13 protein-coding genes are annotated in these 17,433 nt (G+C 69.9%); 8 read left to right on the top strand and 5 right to left on the bottom strand.

All coding sequences use genetic code 11. The features are described 5' to 3' along the window. Positions 1 to 128: 128 nt before the first annotated feature. Both ACVTJA_RS24180 and ACVTJA_RS24185 read right to left on the bottom strand, forming a co-directional pair. On the bottom strand, positions 129 to 1,355 hold the full coding sequence (locus ACVTJA_RS24180) for a cytochrome P450 (protein ID WP_465839516.1): 1,227 nt from the start codon (positions 1,353 to 1,355) through the stop codon (positions 129 to 131). A gap of 38 nt (positions 1,356 to 1,393) precedes the next feature. Beyond that, positions 1,394 to 1,561 (bottom strand): hypothetical protein, encoded by a 168-nt coding sequence (locus ACVTJA_RS24185; protein WP_465839518.1) that lies wholly within the window; start codon positions 1,559 to 1,561, stop codon positions 1,394 to 1,396. A 72-nt stretch (positions 1,562 to 1,633) separates the two neighbouring features. On the opposite strand from ACVTJA_RS24185, the gene ACVTJA_RS24190 reads away from it, so the two are divergent. After that, positions 1,634 to 2,539 carry an SMI1/KNR4 family protein gene (locus ACVTJA_RS24190; protein WP_465839520.1) on the top strand — a complete coding sequence of 302 codons (906 nt, stop codon included), beginning with the start codon at positions 1,634 to 1,636 and terminating at the stop codon, positions 2,537 to 2,539. A gap of 36 nt (positions 2,540 to 2,575) precedes the next feature. On the opposite strand, the gene ACVTJA_RS24195 is transcribed toward ACVTJA_RS24190, so the two are convergent. Further along, entirely contained in the window at positions 2,576 to 3,754 is a 1,179-nt protein-coding gene (locus ACVTJA_RS24195; protein ID WP_465839522.1) for a lytic polysaccharide monooxygenase auxiliary activity family 9 protein, read from the bottom strand. 235 nt (positions 3,755 to 3,989) lie between these two features. Next, positions 3,990 to 5,516: a histidine ammonia-lyase gene (gene hutH, locus ACVTJA_RS24200; protein ID WP_465839523.1), complete on the bottom strand. Its 1,527-nt coding sequence runs from the start codon at positions 5,514 to 5,516 to the stop codon at positions 3,990 to 3,992. 111 nt (positions 5,517 to 5,627) lie between these two features. On the opposite strand from hutH, the gene ACVTJA_RS24205 reads away from it, so the two are divergent. The 4 genes from ACVTJA_RS24205 to ACVTJA_RS24220 all read left to right on the top strand — a co-directional run bounded on the left by ACVTJA_RS24205 (position 5,628) and on the right by ACVTJA_RS24220 (position 10,756). Further along, positions 5,628 to 6,905: an aspartate kinase gene (locus ACVTJA_RS24205; RefSeq protein WP_465839525.1), complete on the top strand. Its 1,278-nt coding sequence runs from the start codon at positions 5,628 to 5,630 to the stop codon at positions 6,903 to 6,905. Positions 6,906 to 6,910: 5 nt separating this feature from the next. Next, positions 6,911 to 7,327 carry a ComEA family DNA-binding protein gene (locus ACVTJA_RS24210; protein ID WP_465839527.1) on the top strand — a complete coding sequence of 139 codons (417 nt, stop codon included), beginning with the start codon at positions 6,911 to 6,913 and terminating at the stop codon, positions 7,325 to 7,327. Between the two features lie 114 nt (positions 7,328 to 7,441). After that, entirely contained in the window at positions 7,442 to 9,403 is a 1,962-nt protein-coding gene (locus ACVTJA_RS24215) for a hypothetical protein (protein WP_465840784.1), read from the top strand. A 168-nt stretch (positions 9,404 to 9,571) separates the two neighbouring features. Further along, positions 9,572 to 10,756, top strand: a complete 1,185-nt coding sequence (locus ACVTJA_RS24220) for a glycosyltransferase family 2 protein (RefSeq protein ID WP_465839529.1) — start codon at positions 9,572 to 9,574, stop codon at positions 10,754 to 10,756. 92 nt (positions 10,757 to 10,848) lie between these two features. Here the strand turns inward: ACVTJA_RS24220 and ACVTJA_RS24225 are convergent, their stop codons facing one another. Continuing rightward, positions 10,849 to 11,718, bottom strand: coding sequence for a CHAP domain-containing protein (locus tag ACVTJA_RS24225; RefSeq protein WP_465839531.1), 870 nt, complete (start codon positions 11,716 to 11,718; stop codon positions 10,849 to 10,851). Between the two features lie 135 nt (positions 11,719 to 11,853). Here ACVTJA_RS24225 and ACVTJA_RS24230 point away from each other — a divergent pair, with 135 nt between their 5' ends. From ACVTJA_RS24230 to ACVTJA_RS24240, 3 genes are all read left to right on the top strand, one after another. Continuing rightward, the gene (locus ACVTJA_RS24230) at positions 11,854 to 13,548 is read left to right on the top strand and encodes a HEAT repeat domain-containing protein (RefSeq protein WP_465839533.1); all 1,695 of its coding nucleotides are present in this window, start codon (positions 11,854 to 11,856) and stop codon (positions 13,546 to 13,548) included. Between the two features lie 54 nt (positions 13,549 to 13,602). Further along, a complete protein-coding gene (locus ACVTJA_RS24235; protein WP_465839534.1) occupies positions 13,603 to 15,723 on the top strand; it encodes an ATP-dependent helicase in 2,121 nt (706 codons plus the stop codon). Positions 15,724 to 15,814: 91 nt separating this feature from the next. Further along, positions 15,815 to 17,431: an Hsp70 family protein gene (locus ACVTJA_RS24240; RefSeq protein ID WP_465839535.1), complete on the top strand. Its 1,617-nt coding sequence runs from the start codon at positions 15,815 to 15,817 to the stop codon at positions 17,429 to 17,431. Positions 17,432 to 17,433: the final 2 nt, after the last annotated feature.

The following is a 17,433-nucleotide window of genomic DNA, read 5'->3' on the forward strand; positions in this document are numbered from 1 at the left end:
CCACGGGCGGCACGGGGCCTTGACCAGCTCCACCAGCGCAGCGGGCGGATGAGCGGGGTGAAGCCCCACACGAGGGGGCCGAACCGCAGGGACTGCACGAGGGCGTACGGCAGCGTTCGCTCGGTGAGCTATTTTTTGACGTCCCAGGCGACCTCAAGGGACACGGGGCCCCGAAACATGGTGACCTGCCAGAACTTCACCGGTCGTTCGTCCGCGAGGCGGAGGCCTGGCAGGCGCTGCGTGAGCACGGAGAGCGCCACGCGCCCCTGGAGGCGCGCAAGGGGGGCACCGAGGCAGAAGTGCACACCACGGCCAAACCCAAGGTGCTCGTCTGAACCGGCGCGCCCCAGATCGAACCTCGATGGGTCCTCGAAGACGCTCTCATCGTGATTGGCAGAGCCCAGGAGCACGAGGATCCGCGCATCCTTGGGGATCGTGACGTCTCCAATCGTCACTTCGACATTGGCGACACGGGCTGTCCCAGGAACCGGGCAGTCCCGGCGAAGGGTTTCCTCCACGGCGGCGGCGGCGAGGGACGGATCGCGCACGAGCGCCGCGAGCTGCTCGGGGTGCAAGAGCAAGAGGCGCAGGGCGTTGCCGAGGAGGTCCGTGGTGGTCTTGTGGCCCGCAAACACGAACGCGGTCGCATAACTGACAGCCTTGGCCATGTCGAGCTGGCCGCTCGGAGCCGTGGCCGTCTGGATGAGAGTGGTGAGGAGGTCGTCGGCCGGCGTGCTCCTGCGCGCGGAGATGAGATCCGCGAGATAGTGCTGCATGGCCACCACGCTCTCGGCCGCGCTCACCCATTCATGGGTGGGCAGCTGACCGCTCATGAGCAAGCGCGCTGCGTCATCTGCCCATTGGCCGAACTTGCCGACGTCGGCCCGCGAGACACCCAGGATGTCCCCGATGACCGCCACCGGCAGCGGGCCGCAGAAGCGCGCGATGAGATCCGTCCGACCCGTAGCCTCGAAAGAGTCCACGAGCTCGTTCGCCAGCGAGGTGATGGCGCCCTCCAGGGAGGCAATTCGCTGGGGGGTGAAAGCGGCGTTCATCCTCCGCCGGACCGACGTGTGCTCCGGCGGGTCGAGATGGATAATCGAGCCGGTCCTCGGGAACCCCCTTCGCATGACGGCCACGACCTCGGGCGGCGGCTCCTTGACGCTCACGGTGGTGAGCCGCGAGGAGAAACGGTCCGTGTCGCGGAGGATCGCGGTGACATCCGCATGCCGGGTGGCTACCCACATGCCCAGATCTTCGGAGAAGAAGATCGGCTCCTCGGCGCGGGCCTGCGCATAGAGCGGGTACGGGTCCTGCTGCACTTCCGGCGAAAAGAAAGGAAACACACGCGACATGGACCACCGGGGGCAAGGAGAGTGCAGCCCTCTCCTTTCTAGCACGCCCGCAGTCCCGTCTTCCGGGGCCCTTGGTTCAGGTCGAGCTTGGGGTCGACGCCCGTCTGCTTGCACAGCTGCTCGAACTTGATGTCCTTCTGGCGGCCCAGGTTGTTCAGCACGGGCGAGTCGTCGACGATCTGCGCCCAGCTGGTGACCGCAGTCACCAGCAGGATGGCGCCAGTCACCATGGCGCCCGCGCTTGCCCCCCTGAGCGTTTGCTCGGAAGCTGCCTGGGAATGATCGACCCACGCTTTCCGCCCAGGCTTCTGGAAGACCTGTCCCAGCAGCGCAGCACCGTCGGGCCGAAAACGCGCCTCAACATCGACAGGCACGGAGATGCGAGTGAAGAGCTGCCCCCCGGTCTGCTCCCCTTCGCCAGGGATGGGGGCGGCGGCGTCTGGTACCTCGACGTCGAGGACCGGCTCAAAAGGGGCGTGGGGGCCGTCTTCTACCTCCACATGAGCGAGACGTATGGCGATACCCGCTTCATCGCTCCCTCCTACGACGCCCTCTTGCAGCGCGTCGCGGAGGGCCTGCATCCGTACGACATGCCCTCCTTCGACCAGCTTGCGTCGGAGAACGCCCCCAGGAACGTGCGGGTGCCGGGCATCGAAGGACTGGTGGACGTCGAGAACATCCACGCGTCCACCGGCAGGCCCGCGGTCGTGACGCCGCATGACGACGCGCGCTGCGAGGGAGGCTTCGTGGCTCGGGCGGGCACGTCCGTCTACATGACCGACACGGGCCGCATCCACCTCGTCACCCTGGCCGAACGCGCGGTCGTGGACGGCATCCCGTGCGCCGAGGGCACGGTGCTCTCCCTTCATCCGGAGACGGGACGCCCGTTGCGCTTCACCCCGGCCGAGCCCCTCGTCGTCGACGGCCTCCCGCTGGCCCCCCTCCACGAAGTCTCGGTCGAGGATCCCATCTTCTCCCCCGGTGTGAGCGGCGTGCTGGCCCGTGATCACGACGTGGAGGGGCTTCCCCTGGCTGCTGGCACCCGGGTGGTTCTCTTGAGGGGAAAGCTCGACAGCGGCACGCTGCGCGGCGATGCGAACGTCGTGGGGACGGCGCTTCCCGCCGGCACCTGGTTCGAGCTCGTGAGCGGGCTCCTCTTCCGTACCCGCCCGCCCGCGACGTGACGCCCGCGGGCGGGACACCGTGAAGCCCTGCCAAGCCTAGTTGGCGCGCTCCCACGCGTCCTGCCAGGCGAGGCCCGTGCCCGGCGCGTAGTACGACGCCACGCCTTTGCACCAGCCGGAGTACGGGAACGGCTTGCAGCGATAGAGAAGCCCGTCCGTGCCCTCCACCAGCGTGCCCGCCGTGTAGCTGTCGATGCCCGCCGGGTACTTGTACTGCGCGGTGCCGCCCGTGCCGCCGTCACTGCCACCGCCGGTTGAAGGCTTCTCGATGTCCACCTGGAACGAGTAACCCGTCTCCTTCCCGTACACGCGGTTGCCCAGCGCGTCCTGTACCGGCGTCACGCTGCCATTCGTCTGTAGCACGCCCACCTGCACGCGGCTGGAGCCCGCGTTCACCTGCTGCGCCAGCCGGTACATCCACGTGGCCGCGGGCGTGGCCGCGTCGAGCGTCAGCGGATACGACTCGGCGTCGCGGCCCGCACTGTCGAAGAGGCGGAACGTCACCTTGCTCGACTTCGGCAGGTCCTCGCGCGCCTGCACCTGGCCCAGCTCCTTCCATGCCACCGGCGGGGGCGGCGTGTTGCTGAACTTCACGTCCGTGCAGGCGTAGAAAGCCTCCGGGCTGTCCGCGCGCTGCCAGATGGCGTAGATGACGTGCGCGCCCGTCCGGCTCGCCGGGAAGGGGCAGTTGAGCCGATAGCGGTTGTTCACCGCGGACACGTTGGTCACGTTGCAGAAAGGCGTCGGCTCCAGGTCCGACCACTTCAGCGGTAGCGACGGGTCATAGCCCTCCTTCGTCACGAAGAGCTGGAAGTAGCCCGTGGCGTGTACCGCGGTGGCGTGGAAGACGAACTCGAAGCGGCCGTTGCCGTCCGGGGTGATGAGCGTGGACGGCCAGTCCGTGCGCGCCAGGTCCAACCCCTTGTGACTCTCGTTGGCGGCGCTACACAGCTTGCCGTCGGGGATGATTTCGCGGTGACGTCCGTTGGCGGCGCCCTGCCGGACGCCGTTCCAGTCATAGAGCGCCTGCGTCCCACCGGCCTGTACCGCGGCCTTGCATGCTGCGGACTTGGGACTCTCCGGCCCTTCCTTGAAACATGCATAGACGCGGCTCAGGGGCACTTCCATGGAGCCGTGTGCAGCCGCCGGACCGGCGGACAGCAGGGAGACGAAAGCGAGCGACGCGGTGAGGGCCTTGCGGATTGCTGGGAACATCCCTTCCTCCTCTGTTCGAAAAGAAGGGAGAAAGGGCGGAGGCGATTCGGGTCAACGGCGGGCGAGGGAAATCCACGCGCCACGCCCCTCCAGTTCCACGCCGCTCAGGCCAGAGACTCCGGAGGGGCACACTGCGGGCTCATGAGGGAACGAGGGGAAAGAAAAAGCCCAGCAACCCGTTGAGAGGATTGCTGGGCTTCCTCTAGCGAGGAGTATGGGACTTGAACCCGCGGCCTCAGGCCGTAGCGGACTTCACCGCCGCGATGAGCGCGCCCGAGTCGATGAGGTTGCTCACCGCCTCGATGTCCTTGTGCAGCTCGCGGTCCCTGTCCATGTGGGGGACCTTCGAGCGCACCAGCTCATACGCCGCCAGCGCGCCCTTGCCGGGCTTCACCGGCAGGCGGAAGTCCAGCGCCTGCGCCGCGCACAGCACCTCGATGGCCAGACACGAGCGGGTGAAGTCACTCACCTGCCGCCCCTTGAGCGCCGCCGTCATGCCCATGGACACGTGGTCCTCACGGCCCGCGGAGGACGGAATCGAATCCACAGACGCCGGGTGGCTCAGCACGCGGGACTCGGCCACCAGCGCCGCGCTCGTCACCTGCGCAATCATGAAGCCCGAGTTCAACCCCGAGTTCTTCGCCAGGAACGCCGGCAGGCCCGACAGCGACGGGTTCACCAGCTGCTCCACGCGCCGCTCGCTGATGGACGACAGCTGCGTCAGCGCCATCGCCACCACGTCCATCGCCAGGGAGATCGGCTGCCCGTGGAAGTTGCCGCCGGAGACAATCCGCTCCGTCTCCGTGAAGACGAGCGGGTTGTCCGTCGCGCTGTTCACCTCCACCTCGAGGATGCGTCGAGCGAAGGCCATGCCCTCGCGCGCGGCGCCGTGCACCTGCGGCATGCAGCGCAGCGAGTAGGGGTCCTGCACCTTGCTGCAGTTGACGTGCGTCTCCACCAGCTCGCTGCCCGCCAGAATCCGCCGCAGGTGCGCCGCCGTGGCCTTCTGGCCCGGGTGCGCACGCACGTCGTGAATCTCGGGGATGAACGGCTTGTGACTTCCCAGCAGGCCCTCCAGCGTCATGGCGCCCGCCACGTCCGCGATGTCCGCCAGCGTCTCCGCGCGGAGCTGGAGCAGGGTGCCCACCGCGCACATGGCCTGCGTTCCATTCACCAGCGCCAGGCCCTCCTTCGCCTCCAGCACCACCGGCTGCAGGCCCGCCCGCTCCAGCGCCTGACGCGCCGGCATGCGCTGCCCCTGGAAGTACGCCTCGCCCTCGCCGATGAACACCAGCGCCAGGTGCGCCAGCGGAGCCAGGTCACCCGAGGCGCCCACGCTGCCGCGCTCGGGCACCACCGGCACCACGTCCCGGTTCAGCATGTCCAGCGCCAGCCCCAGCGTCTCCGGACGGATGCCGGAGAAGCCCTTGGCCAGCACGTTGCAACGCAGGAGCAGCAGCGCCCGGGCCTCGGGCAGGGGCAGGGGCGTGCCCACGCCGCAGGCATGGGAGAGGATGAGGTTGCGCTGCAAGTCGCGCAGGTCCTTCTTGTCGATGCGGACCTCGGCCAGGGTGCCGAAGCCCGTGTTGATGCCGTACGAGGGGGTGTCCCCGGCGGCGACGCGGTCCACCAGGGCGCGCGAGGCGCGGACGCGGGCAGCGGCCTCGGGGGCCAGCTCCACGGTGGCCTCGTTCCGGGCTACCTGGAGGATTTCCTCCAGTTTCAGGGTGTCACCGTCGATGAGGATACGAGCGCGAGACATTGGGGCTCCAATGGGGTGCGGAAACGCCAGATTGCCGGCTGCGGGCGCTTTACACCCGAGGGCGCTGCTCGTATAGCTCCCGCCCGTCTGAAGAGGGAGGTCGCAGACGCCGTGGCATTGATCGTCCAGAAGTATGGCGGTACCTCGGTGGGAAGCGTCGACCGCATCAAGAACGTGGCCCTTCGCTGCCTGGCTGCCCAGGAAGCGGGGCATGACGTCGTGGTCGTCGTCTCGGCAATGTCGGGGGAGACGAACCGCCTGCTCAAACTCGTGGCGCAGATCACGGACCGGCCCGACGAGCGCGAGCAGGACGTGATCGTCGCCACCGGCGAGCAGGTGTCCATCGGACTCGTGGCGCTGGCCATCCAGGCCCAGCAGGGGAAGGCGACCAGCTTCCTCGGCCACCAGGTCCGCATCGTCACCGACAGCACCTTCTCCAAAGCGCGCATCAAAAGCATCGACGCGGCGCCCATCCGCGCCGCCCTGGCGAAGGGCCACATCGTCGTCGTGGCCGGCTTCCAGGGCGTGGACGAGGAGGGCAACGTCACCACGCTGGGCCGCGGGGGCTCGGACACCACGGCGGTGGCCGTGGCCGCGGCGCTCCAGGCGGATGCGTGCGAAATCTATACGGACGTGGACGGCGTCTACACCACCGACCCGAACATGGTCCCCGCCGCGCGCAAGCTGGACCGCATCACCTACGAGGAGATGCTCGAGCTGGCCAGCGTGGGGGCCAAGGTGCTGCAGATCCGCTCCGTCGAATTCGCCATGAAGTACAAGGTGCCGCTCTGGGTGAAGTCGTCCTTCACCGATGACCCCGGCACACTCGTGTGTGAGGAGGACAAGTCCATGGAGGACGTGCTGGTCCGCGGAGTCGCCTACGACCGGAACGAGGCGAAGATCACCGTCTGCGGCGTGCCCGACGTTCCGGGCGTCGCGGCGAAGATCTTCGGTCCACTCGATGAGAAGGCCATCGTGGTGGACCTCATCGTCCAGAACCCGTCCAAGGACGGCCGCACCGACCTCACCTTCACGGTGGGCAAGGCAGACTTCCTGAAGGCCCAGGACGTGGTGAAGGCCGCCGTGAAGGACATTGGCGCCACCGGCATCGAGACCGACGACAACATCGCCAAGGTGTCCATCGTCGGCGTGGGCATGCGCAACCACTCGGGCGTGGCGGCGCGCATGTTCCAGGCGCTGTCCGCCGAGGGCATCAACATCCAGATGATCTCCACGTCGGAGATCAAGGTGTCGTGCGTGGTGCACTCCAAGTACACGGAGCTGGCCGTGCGCGCGCTGCACACCGCCTTCGGGCTGGATCAGCCGCTGCCTCCCGAGGGTGTCGCCACCGTCTCGGAGACCGCCGCCCTCAAGGGCGAGAAGGTCTGACGTCCGTGGCGGGCCGCACCGCCGCGCTCGCCGTCGCCGCGCTGGCGGTGATGGGGCTGGGCGCGGTGGCCCGCTTGCAATGGCCCGACTCCGCTCCGGCGCTGGACTGCGCGCCGGAGGCGGTGCGGATGGGACCTGACGGCGTGGCCACCTGTGGCGCGGGAGCCGCGCCGACGGGGGCGCAGGCGTTGGCGCTCGGGCGGAGGCTGGACCTCAACACCGCCACCGCGGAGGAGCTTGCCCTCCTGCCGGGCGTGGGTCCTTCGCTGGCCCGTCGCCTTGTCGACGCTCGCGAGGAGCGGGGCGGCTTCACGAGCTGGGACGCGGTGGATGCCGTCCCGGGCGTGGGTGCTGCCAAGTTGCAGACCCTCCAGGCAGCCACGTCACTGGGAGCCCCTCCGGACGCCGGGCCCGTGTGGTAAGCACGGTGCGTGCAGATCTCCTGCCCCCAGTGCTCGATGCAGTACGTGCTCGACCCTCGCCTGCTTCCTCCGGGAGGCGCTTCGGTCCAGTGCACGCGCTGTGGTCATGTGTTCATGGCGTCGCCCAACGGGCCGGTTCCGGCGCCCAAGCCGGCTTCCACGCCGCCCGGTGGGACGAGCTCGGGTACGAACTCCACGCAGATCTTCGGCGCGGGGCGCTCGCCCGCGATGTCCACGCAGATCTTCGGCTCGGGGCCGCATCCGAAGCCGCAGGTGGACGGGGTGGCCTCCTCGCCGGTGCCGAATACGACGCAGACCTTCGGTGCGGTGCAGGGCGCCGAGAAGCCGGTCTCCGCCGCCGTTCCTCCTCCGCCGTCCATCCCGCCCGTGGGGGTGACGCGGACGTCCGGCGCGGCGCCGGGGAATGCGACGCAGACGTTCGGCGCGGTCCCCTCGCATGGCACGGTTCCTGGCAACACGACGCAGACGTTCGGGGCAGTGCAGTCGCCGGGTAACACGACGCAGACCTTCGGTGCGGTGCCGTCCAGGGGCTCCACGTCACCTGGCAACACGACGCAGACCTTCGGCGCGGTGCCCGCGCACGACGCCCGCGCGCCCATCGGCAGGTCCCAGACGTTCAGCGCCGTCTCCTCGCAGGTGGCGCCGGTCGGTTCCGAGCGTGTCGTGGGCATCGCGCCCGTGGCTCCTCCCGAGCCCGGTGGGCCCACGCCCTCCGCCTCCGGCATCTTCCCGGTGCGCGGCTCGCACTCGCCCATGGGCGCGACCCAGACCTTCGGCGCGGTGCCTTCGCTTCCGCCCGAGGACGGCGCGGTGGCCTCCGAACCGCCGGCGGGGCAGGGCGCCAATTCCAACCGCACGTCCCTCTTCGGCGCGGTGCCCTCCGAGCCAGCGGGGCAGGGCGCCAGCTCCAACCGCACGTCGCTCTTCGGTGCTGTGACTCCAGCTCCCACGGAAGACACGGGCCTCCAACTGCCCCCGGAGCCCGTGGGCTCGGAGACGCTGCTTCCCTTCGGCCCGTCGGCGCAGGGGCCCGCGGCCGTCGAGCCCGTGCCGAGCCCCGGGAGTCCCTCGCGTCGCGCTCCGGTGGAGCTGCCTCCGGAGCTGCTCGCGGCGACCCGGGAGCCTGCCTCCTCGGGCATTTCCTTCGACTCGGGGCGCACCTCGATCGGCCGCGAGCGGCTGTGGCTCATCGTGATCGGAGCCGTGGGGCTCATCCTGGCGGCCGTGCTGGCCTACCCGGCGTGGAAGGAGCGCAACACGGACATGCCGGCGGCGGCGGTGGAGGACAAGGACCGCGCGGCGGCCCTGCTGCGCCGTGACGACCCCGCCTCGCGAGAGCAGGCCATCCAGCGCCTGCGTGCCCTGAACGCCACCTTCCCGAAGTACGTCGAGGCCCAGGCCGAGCTCGCCGTGGCCCTGTCGCTGCGCCTGTCCGATCTCCAGGCGGAGATCGAGCTCCTCCAGTCGCGCTCCGACAAGCTGAACGTCAAGAAGCAGGAGACGCGGGACCTGGTCGACGAGGTGGAGCGGCAGCTGCGTGTCGCCTCGCTCAACAAGGACCTGGAGGACGTCCGCGCCGCGCTGGCCCCCATCCGCGAGGACGCGGAGGCGCTCCGCAAGGACCTGTACGCGCACGTCTCCGCCCTGGCCAATGGTCCCGAGGTGGAGCCCGCTCCGGCCGTCGTCGCGAGGGTGAAGGCGCGCGCCGTCCACGCCGGTGTGACGGTGGCCTCGGACGCGCTCATGCTGGCCGAGCGGCTGCGCAACGTGGAGGGCTCGCCGCAGACGTGGAGCTCGCTGGCCCGGGCCGAGTACGCACTCAGCGCCAGCTCTCCGCCGGACTCGCTGGTGGAGGTTGCCAAGGAGCTGGAGGCGCTGCGCCAGTCCGACCAGACGCTGCTGCGCACCTACGTCCTGGGCGCCCGCCTGGCGATGCGCCTGGGTGATCCGACCACGGCCCGTTCACTTCTGGACGACGTGATCGCCCTCAATCCCAACCATCTGCTGGCGAAGCACCTGCTCGAGCAGCTCGAGGCGAACGCAGAGACGCCCTGAAACGAAGACTGTCTCGTGGCGCCCGTGGGCTGGAGAAAGTCCAGTCCCTCACGGGTCGCTCCGCCGCCAGCCCCAGCACTTACGGGTGGATTCCGAGATGCCTCGGGCTGGCGCATGTCTTGCTAGACCTGGTGCAGGTTCGGAGACTGGGTACTGGAGGCATGGTCGATGGCGGAGGTCTTCTTCTGGTGTGCCGCGTTGCTGCTCGCGCACACGTACTTTCTCTACCCGCTCATCCTGTTCGCGATGGATGGGGGCGCGCAGGTGGCCCAGAACATCCGGGCGATGAGGAACAGAGGCGGAGCGGGCCGGAAGGAAGCACGCAGGGCAGGGCCGAAGAGCTCGGTCAGTCTCGTGGTGGCGGCGTACAACGAAGCGTCCTGCATCCAGCAGAAGCTGGAGAACAGCCTCGCGCTCGATTACCCCGCGGAGAAGTTCGAGGTGTTGATTGGCTCGGACGGCTCCACGGACGGCACGGATGACATCGTCCGCGGGTGCCCGGACGCGCGGGTGCGGCTGTCTCCGGCGCCGCGCGCGGGCAAGACGACGGTGCTCAACCGCTGCATCCCCGTGGCGAAGGGGGACATCGTGGTCCTCTCGGACGCGAACACGATGATCGAGCCCGACGCGATTGAAAAGCTCGTGCGCCACTTCGATGACCCGGAGGTGGGCGCGGTCTGCGGGAAGCTCAAGCTCTACAACCCGACGAAGCAGGACTACGAAGAGAGCGCCTACTGGAGCTACGAGTCGCTCATCAAGCTGTACGAGGGGCGGCGCGGCGCGGTGGTGGGGGCCAACGGTGGCCTCTACGCCATCCGGCGCACCCTGTTCACGGAGCTGCCGCCGTCCACCATCGTGGACGACTTCGTGATTCCGCTGCGCATCCTGGAGAAGGGCTACAAGGTCGTCTACGAGGAGCAGGCCATCGCGCACGAGGAGACGACGGAGGATTACGGCAAGGAGTTCGGCCGCCGCGCGCGCATCGCCGCGGGCAACTTCCAGAGCCTGCGCATGGTGCCGGGGCTGCTGCTGCCGACGGCGGGCTTCCCCGCGTTCGCCTTCTGGTCCCACAAGCTGCTGCGCTGGTGCGCGCCCGCGCTGATGGGCGTGGCGCTGGTGGCCAACGTGTTCCTGCTCGACAGCATGTTCTACCGCTTCACCCTCTTCGGGCAGGCGCTGTTCTACGCGCTGGCGTACCTGGGGAAGGTGGGCGCGCTGAAGCGGGGCACGGCGCAGCGGGTGGCCTCGGTGGCCTACTACTTCGTCACCATGAACCTGGCCATCGTCGTGGGCTTCTGGCGCTTCCTGCGCAACTCGCAGCGCGCCGCGTGGGACCGCACGGCGCGGGCGTGACGTCGTGGTGGCAGTGCCTTCCGGGGCCGGAAATCCGGCTCCGGACGCGACGGCACGGATGAGGTGAAGCGACGGCCGGTGTGCGGTGGAGCCTAGCGCAGCGCCACCGGCACCGGCTTCGTCTTGCCGGGGCTCGTCGCGGGCAGCACGCTGCCGAAGGACGCGAAGAGCTGGCCGGTGAGCACCGGGTCGCGGTTGGGACCCGGGTGGCGGAGCAGGTCGTTGAGCACCTCGCCCGTCTTCGGGTTTCTCGGGAGGTTCGGGCGCGCGAGGTTCATGTGGTAGCGCACGACGCCCCGGCGCACGCGGTGGATGACGGTGACGGTGCCGTCCGCGTCCACGGCGTCGACGATGCCCACGTGGGTGAGCCCGTCGTTGCGCCGGCCGTCCCGGTTCTGGTCATACGTCTCGCGGAAGAACACGAGGTCGCCGGGCATGGGGCGGCCCTCCGTGTACACGCGGCCGCGCGCGCGGGCGTGGCGGTAGAGGGCGGTGACGCCGTTGTCGCCGGGCTTGAGCGTGCCGCGGAAGGTGATGCCGGCCTGGGCATAGACGCCCTCGATGAGGCCGGTGCAGTCCGCCGGGTACTTGCGCCCGTTGATGACCACCTGGGGCTTGCCCACCAGCGCGCGCGCCGTGGCGAGCACCGTCTCGCGCGGGCTGGCCGGCGGGGTAGGGCGCGCGGGCTCCGTCGTGCGGGCGGGCGTGGCGGCCGGCGCCTTCGGAGCGCGCGAGGCCACCGGAGTCGTCCTGGCCTTCGGCTGCGCCGCCACCGTGCGCGAGGGCGTGCGCGACGGCGTCTCGGCGACGGGGCTGGAGAGCGACTCGCGCGGGAAGGCGGGCGGGGAGGCGGAGCGGTAGCGCAGGCTGTACGAGTCCAGCGAGGGGTCCAGCGGCGCGCTCGTGGTGGCACAGCCCGTCGCCAGCACCGTCAGCAGTCCCATCAGCGCAACCGACCTCATGGAGCGACCTCCCTGTAGCGTCCTGACTCGACATGGTCGGCCCGGGGCGGGGTGTGGTCAAAAAAACCACCCAGGCAACCGGCCGTCTCGGCTCAAGTTTCCGGGTGCGCAAGGGTGAGGTATGGCTGGGGGTGAATGGCTTCCCTCCGTCGAGCTCTCGCCATCCTCCTGCTGGCCACCGGCTGCATCCCCTCACCGTACGAGCGCGCGGCGAGCGCCGACACGGTGGAGGCGTACCGCGCCTTCCTGCGCGAGAACCCCGACCACCCGGACGCCGACGCCGCCGAGGAGCGGCTGGCGGAGCTGGAGTTCGAGGAGGCGAAGAAGCTGCACACGGTGATTGGCTACAAGCGCTTCCTGGCGGCGCACCCGGACTCCGGGCCCACGCGCACCGCGAAGAAGCTGCTGGAGGGCCTGCGCTTCAACGTCGCGAAGGAGGCCGGCACCGTGACCGCCTGGCGCCAGTTCCTCCAGGAGCACCCGGACGGCGCGCAGCGCGACGAGGCGAAGCGCCTGCTGGCCGAGGCGGAGGCCCGCGAGCTGGCCACCACCGATGACCCGCGCAAGCTGACCGAGTACCTGAAGTCCGCGCCGGATGATCCGCGCCGCCAGGAGGTGGAGGCGCGGCTGGACGGTCAGGCCTTCGCCGAGGCCAAGGCCTCCGGCGCGACGAAGCTCTTCGCGTACCTCAAGGACTTCCCGGCCGGTGCGCACCGCGAGGAGGCGCGCGTCCTCCTGCTGGAGTTGGAGGTGGAGGGGCTGCTCGTCTCCGGCCTCGTCGACGAGGCCGAGGCGCGCGTGAAGGCGCACCCGCTGGGGCCGAAGCTGACGCGCTTCCCCGAGCGCCTCGCCAAGGCCCGCGCCGAGCGCGCCGCCCTGGCCCGGCCCGAGCCCGTGGTGCAGGCCGCGCACGTGGGGCACTACCTGCGCGACTTCGAGGACCTGAAGCGCGCCCTCGTGGCCCCGGACGCGTTGGACCGCTGGCAGGCCGCGGAGGAGCTGGGACAGCACGTCTCCGTGCGCGCGTTGGATCCGCTGCTGGACGCGCTGCGCTCCGCGCGCAACCCCCTGGTGCGCCAGTACGCGTTGGAGTCCCTGCGCACCATCCTCTCCACGCTGCCGCATCCGGTGGCGGATTACGAGGTGGCCTCGCGCCTGGAGTCGCTGCGTGAGCGGGCCTCGAGCCCGGAGCTGTACCTCCAGGTGGCCGTGCTGCTGGACCTGTCCGGCAACCTCGTCCAGGCCTCCACGGAGTACCAGCGCGCCGTCGACGGGGGCGCGCCGGATCCGGTGGTGCTGCGCCGCTGGGTGCAGATCCGCGAGGAGCGCAAGCAGGCCTTCTCCGCGGCGGTGGCGGCGCGGCAGCTCGCGCTGTGGGCGCTGGAGGTGGTGAACGAGGAGTCCGTCACCTCCGAGGGGCGCCTCCCCCTGGGGTCCGTCCGTCAGCTCTGCGCGGCGGCCGTCAACGCGCGCTTCGCCGCGGATGCCATCGCCCGCGCCCGCGCCTCCAGCTCCGAGTTCTCAGAGGACCTCGCCGAGTTCGAGCGCAGGGCCGCCGAGGCGAAGCGGCTGGCCGAGGCCCGGCTGGCGGACGCGGAGCTGATTCTGCGCGAGCAGTCTCCCGGCGTGCGCACCTGCTCCGACCAGGGCGTGCGCGAGCGGCTGGACGGCGCGGTGAAGGAGCGCACCGCCGCGCTCGAAGCGGTGTCCACGAAGCTGCCCCAGCAGGTGGGGCGCATGTTGCTCGAGCTGGCGAGGGAGCGCGACCCGTCTCCCCAGGTCCGCGCCGCCGCGTCGGCCCGGCTGACGGCGCTCAAGCCCGTGCCTTGATCCGCGCGGATCCGGCTGTCCGCGAAGGGCGGGGCGGTTAGAGTTCCGCGCCCCATGGCCACGCGCACGTACACGCTGAAAGTCGCTCCTCCGACGAAGCCGTCGCGGATCGACTATGCCGCCCTCCTCAACGAGGAGCAGCTCGCGGCGGTGGAGGCGGGGGACGGGCCGGTGCTCGTCATCGCCGGCGCGGGCTCGGGCAAGACACGCACGCTCACCTTCCGCGTGGCCCGCATGCTGGAGCGCGGCGTGCCGCCGGAGGGCATCCTCCTGCTCACCTTCACCAACAAGGCCGCGCGCGAGATGACGCGGCGGGTGGAGGAGCTGGCCGGTTCCTTCGCGGACGTGAGGCGCATCCTCGGCGGTACGTTCCACCATGCCGCGCACGTGCTCCTACGGCAGCACGCGGGCGTGCTGGGCTTCTCCACCAACTTCACCGTGTTGGACCGCGAGGACGCGCGCGACCTCATGGTGACGTGCATCGCCGAGCGCAAGCTCAAGAGCGACAAGCGCTTCCCGCGCCCGGAGCTGGTGCTGGACCTGGTGTCCATGGCCACCAACCTCCAGCAGCCCGTGTCCCAGGTGCTGGTGGACCGCCGCCCGCAGTTCCTCCCTTTGGCTCCCGAGGTGCTCGCCACCGCCGCGCGCTACCAGCAGCGCAAGGCGCAGATGCACCTCATGGACTTCGATGACCTGCTGCTCCACCTGAAGCGGCTCCTCACCCAGCACGCGGACATCCGCGAGCAGCTCACCGAGCGCTTCCACTGCGTCCTCGTGGACGAGTACCAGGACACCAACCGCCTGCAGGGCGACCTCGTGGACCTGCTCGCCGGGGAGCGGAAGAACCTCACGGTGGTGGGCGACGACTGCCAGTCCATCTACAGCTTCCGCGGCGCGGACTTCACCAACATCATCGGCTTCCCCGAGCGCTACCCCGGCTGCGCCGTCTACACCCTCACGCGCAACTACCGCTCCACGCCCGAAATCCTCCGGCTCGCCAACGCCTCCATCTCCCGCAACGAGCGTCAGTTCCCCAAGGCGCTCACGGCGGCGCGCCCTCCCGGCGCCATGCCCGTCGTCGTCCCCACCCGGGACGCCGCCGAGCAGGCCGCCTTCATCGCCCAGCGCATCCTCGAGCTGCGCGACGAGGGCCTCTCCCTGGAGGCCATGGCCGTCCTCTACCGCGCGCACAGCCACTCGCTGGAGCTGCAGCTGGAGCTGGCCCGCCGCGGCATTCCCTTCCGCGTGCGCTCCGGAGTGCGCTTCTTCGAACAGGCCCACATCAAGGACGTGCTCGCCCACCTGCGGCTGGTGAACAACCCCGCGGATGAGCTCGCCTTCAAGCGCGTGGTGCGGCGTGTCCCCGGTGTCGGCCCCGCGACGACGGAGCACCTGTGGACGTCCCTGCGCGCGCTCCCCGAGGGCACGCCCCTGGCGGAGGGCCTCGCCCATGCCGACGTCCGCGCGCACCTGCCGCGCAAGTCCCAGAAGGGCTTCCAGCGCTTCTCCGACCTGATGGGTCGCCTCACACGCCCCGGGGGTGCGGGCACACCCGGAGTGCTGATTGAAGACGTACTGGCCGGTGGGTACGCGGAATACCTCAAGGCCGAGTTCGCGGAGGAGGAGCAGCGCGAGGAGGACATCCGCCAGTTGGCCGAGTTCGCCGCCCGCTTCGAGGACCTGCCGCGCTTCCTGTCCGAAATCGCCCTGGTCGCGGAGTTCGCCGCCGAGCAGGCCCTGGCGGGTGACTCGGAGACGGAGGTCCCGGACGAATACCTGACGCTGTCCACGGTGCACCAGGCCAAGGGGCTGGAATGGCGGGCCGTCTTCGTCCTCTGGCTGGCCGACGGTCGCTTTCCGCTGTCACTGGCCTCTCGCCTGCCCGAGGAGGAAGAGGAGGAGCGCCGGCTGTTCTACGTCGCCCTGACGCGGGCCCGGGACGAGCTGGCGCTGGTGTACCCCCTGACAGTGCTGCCCCGGGACGGGGAGCGCATCCTCCTGCGCGTCTCCCGCTTCATCGAGGAGCTCCCTGTGGGAGACGCGGCGCCCTATGATCGGCTCGTCCTGGCCACCGTGGAGGAGGCGCCAGTCGCACCGCCCCGGGAGGCGGCGACCGACGTCCTACCCCGGGGACCGGCCGAGCCCCCGCCGGGCGACCCGGACGTGGAGGCCTGAGCCGGACGCCCAGAAACGCGCACGCGCGAGCGCGACGTGATAGAGAGTGGGGGGCAGGCGCGCCTCCTCTGGCCCACGCCCCCCGAACTTCATGGCGGACAGACCTCGCATCGTCGGGATTGACCTGGGCACCACCAACACGCTGGTGGCCTCCGTGCGCAACCGCATCCCGAAGATCGTCCCCACGGACCGCGGCAACCTCACGCTGCCGTCCGTCGTGGCCCTCTCGTCGCGCGCGGAGCTGGTGGTGGGCGGGGTGGCCAAGGACCAGATGGTCACCAACCCCAAGAACACGCTCTGGGGGACCAAGCGCCTCATCGGCCGCAAGTACAACTCCAAGACGGTGGAGGAGCTGAAGAGCTACTTCCCCTACGACATCGTCGAGGGCCCCAACGGGGACGCGGCGGTGATGTTGGGCGGCAAGCTCTACACGCTGCCCCAGGTGTCCAGCTTCGTGCTGGCGCAGGTGAAGACCATCGCCGAGCAGTTCCTCGGCGGCCCGATTGAAGCGGCGGTCATCTCCGTCCCGGCCTACTACAACGACAACCAGCGCAACGCGGTGAAGGAGGCCGGGAAGCTGGCCGGCTTCGACGTCAAGCGCATCGTCAACGAGCCCACCGCGGCGGCGCTCGCCTACGGCTTCAACCGCGGGCTGGACCAGAAGGTCCTCGTCTACGACCTGGGCGGCGGCACCTTCGACGTGTCCGTGCTCCACCTGGCCGGCAACGTCTTCGAAGTGCTGGCCACCGGCGGCGACACCTTCCTGGGCGGCACGGACTTCGACAACCGCATCATGGAGTACGTGCTGGAGCGCTTCCGCGAGGAGAACAAGGTCGACCTCGCGGAGAACCCCATCGCCCTCCAGCGCATCAAGAACGCGGCGGAAGCGGCGAAGATCGACCTCACGCTCATCCCCAACGTCGTCATCGACCTGCCCTTCATCGACGAGCGCAAGGGCAAGCCGTTGGACCTGCGCATCCCGCTGACGCGCGAGTTCCTCAACAGCCTCACCGGCGACCTGGTGGACCGCACCTTCGACATCTGCGACCGGGTGCTGGAGGAGAAGGGCATTGCCCGCTCCGAAATCGACGAGATCATCCTCGTCGGTGGCCAGAGCCGCATGCCGCTGGTGCAGCAGAAGATTCAAACGCACTTCGGCAAGGCCCCGCGCAAGGGCGTCCACCCGGACGAGTGCGTGGCGCTGGGCGCGGCGCTGCTGGGCGACTCGCTGGGCAGCATCGACGCGGTGACGCTGCTGGACGCGCTGTCCATGCCCATCGGCTACGCGATGCCCAACGGCCGCGTGAAGCGCATCATCGAGAAGAACTCGCTCATCCCCCTGGTGAAGAGCTTCCGCCTGCCTCCGCCGAAGGAGCCGGGCTCGCCGTTCATCGAGCTCGACATCTACCAGGGCGACAGCGACATGCTGGTGGACAACGAGTACCTGGGCACCGTGCGCGTGCCCTCGGCGGCCGCGGGCCGGAAGATCGACTTCCGCCTCACCGAGGAGTGTCTGCTCCAGGTGACGGTGGAGGAGGCCAGCGGCATGCGCAAGGTGGACCTCGCCACGCGCGACACGCCGGAGCAGCTCAAGCGCGCCCTGCAGGAGGCCGCCGCGCGCAACCCGCAGCAGGGGCCCTCGTCGAGCAACGCGAGCGACAACGGTGGGCTCCTGTCTCGCATCGGGAGCATCTTCCGCAGGGGCTAGGG

The organism is Pyxidicoccus sp. M6 (assembly GCF_055568925.1).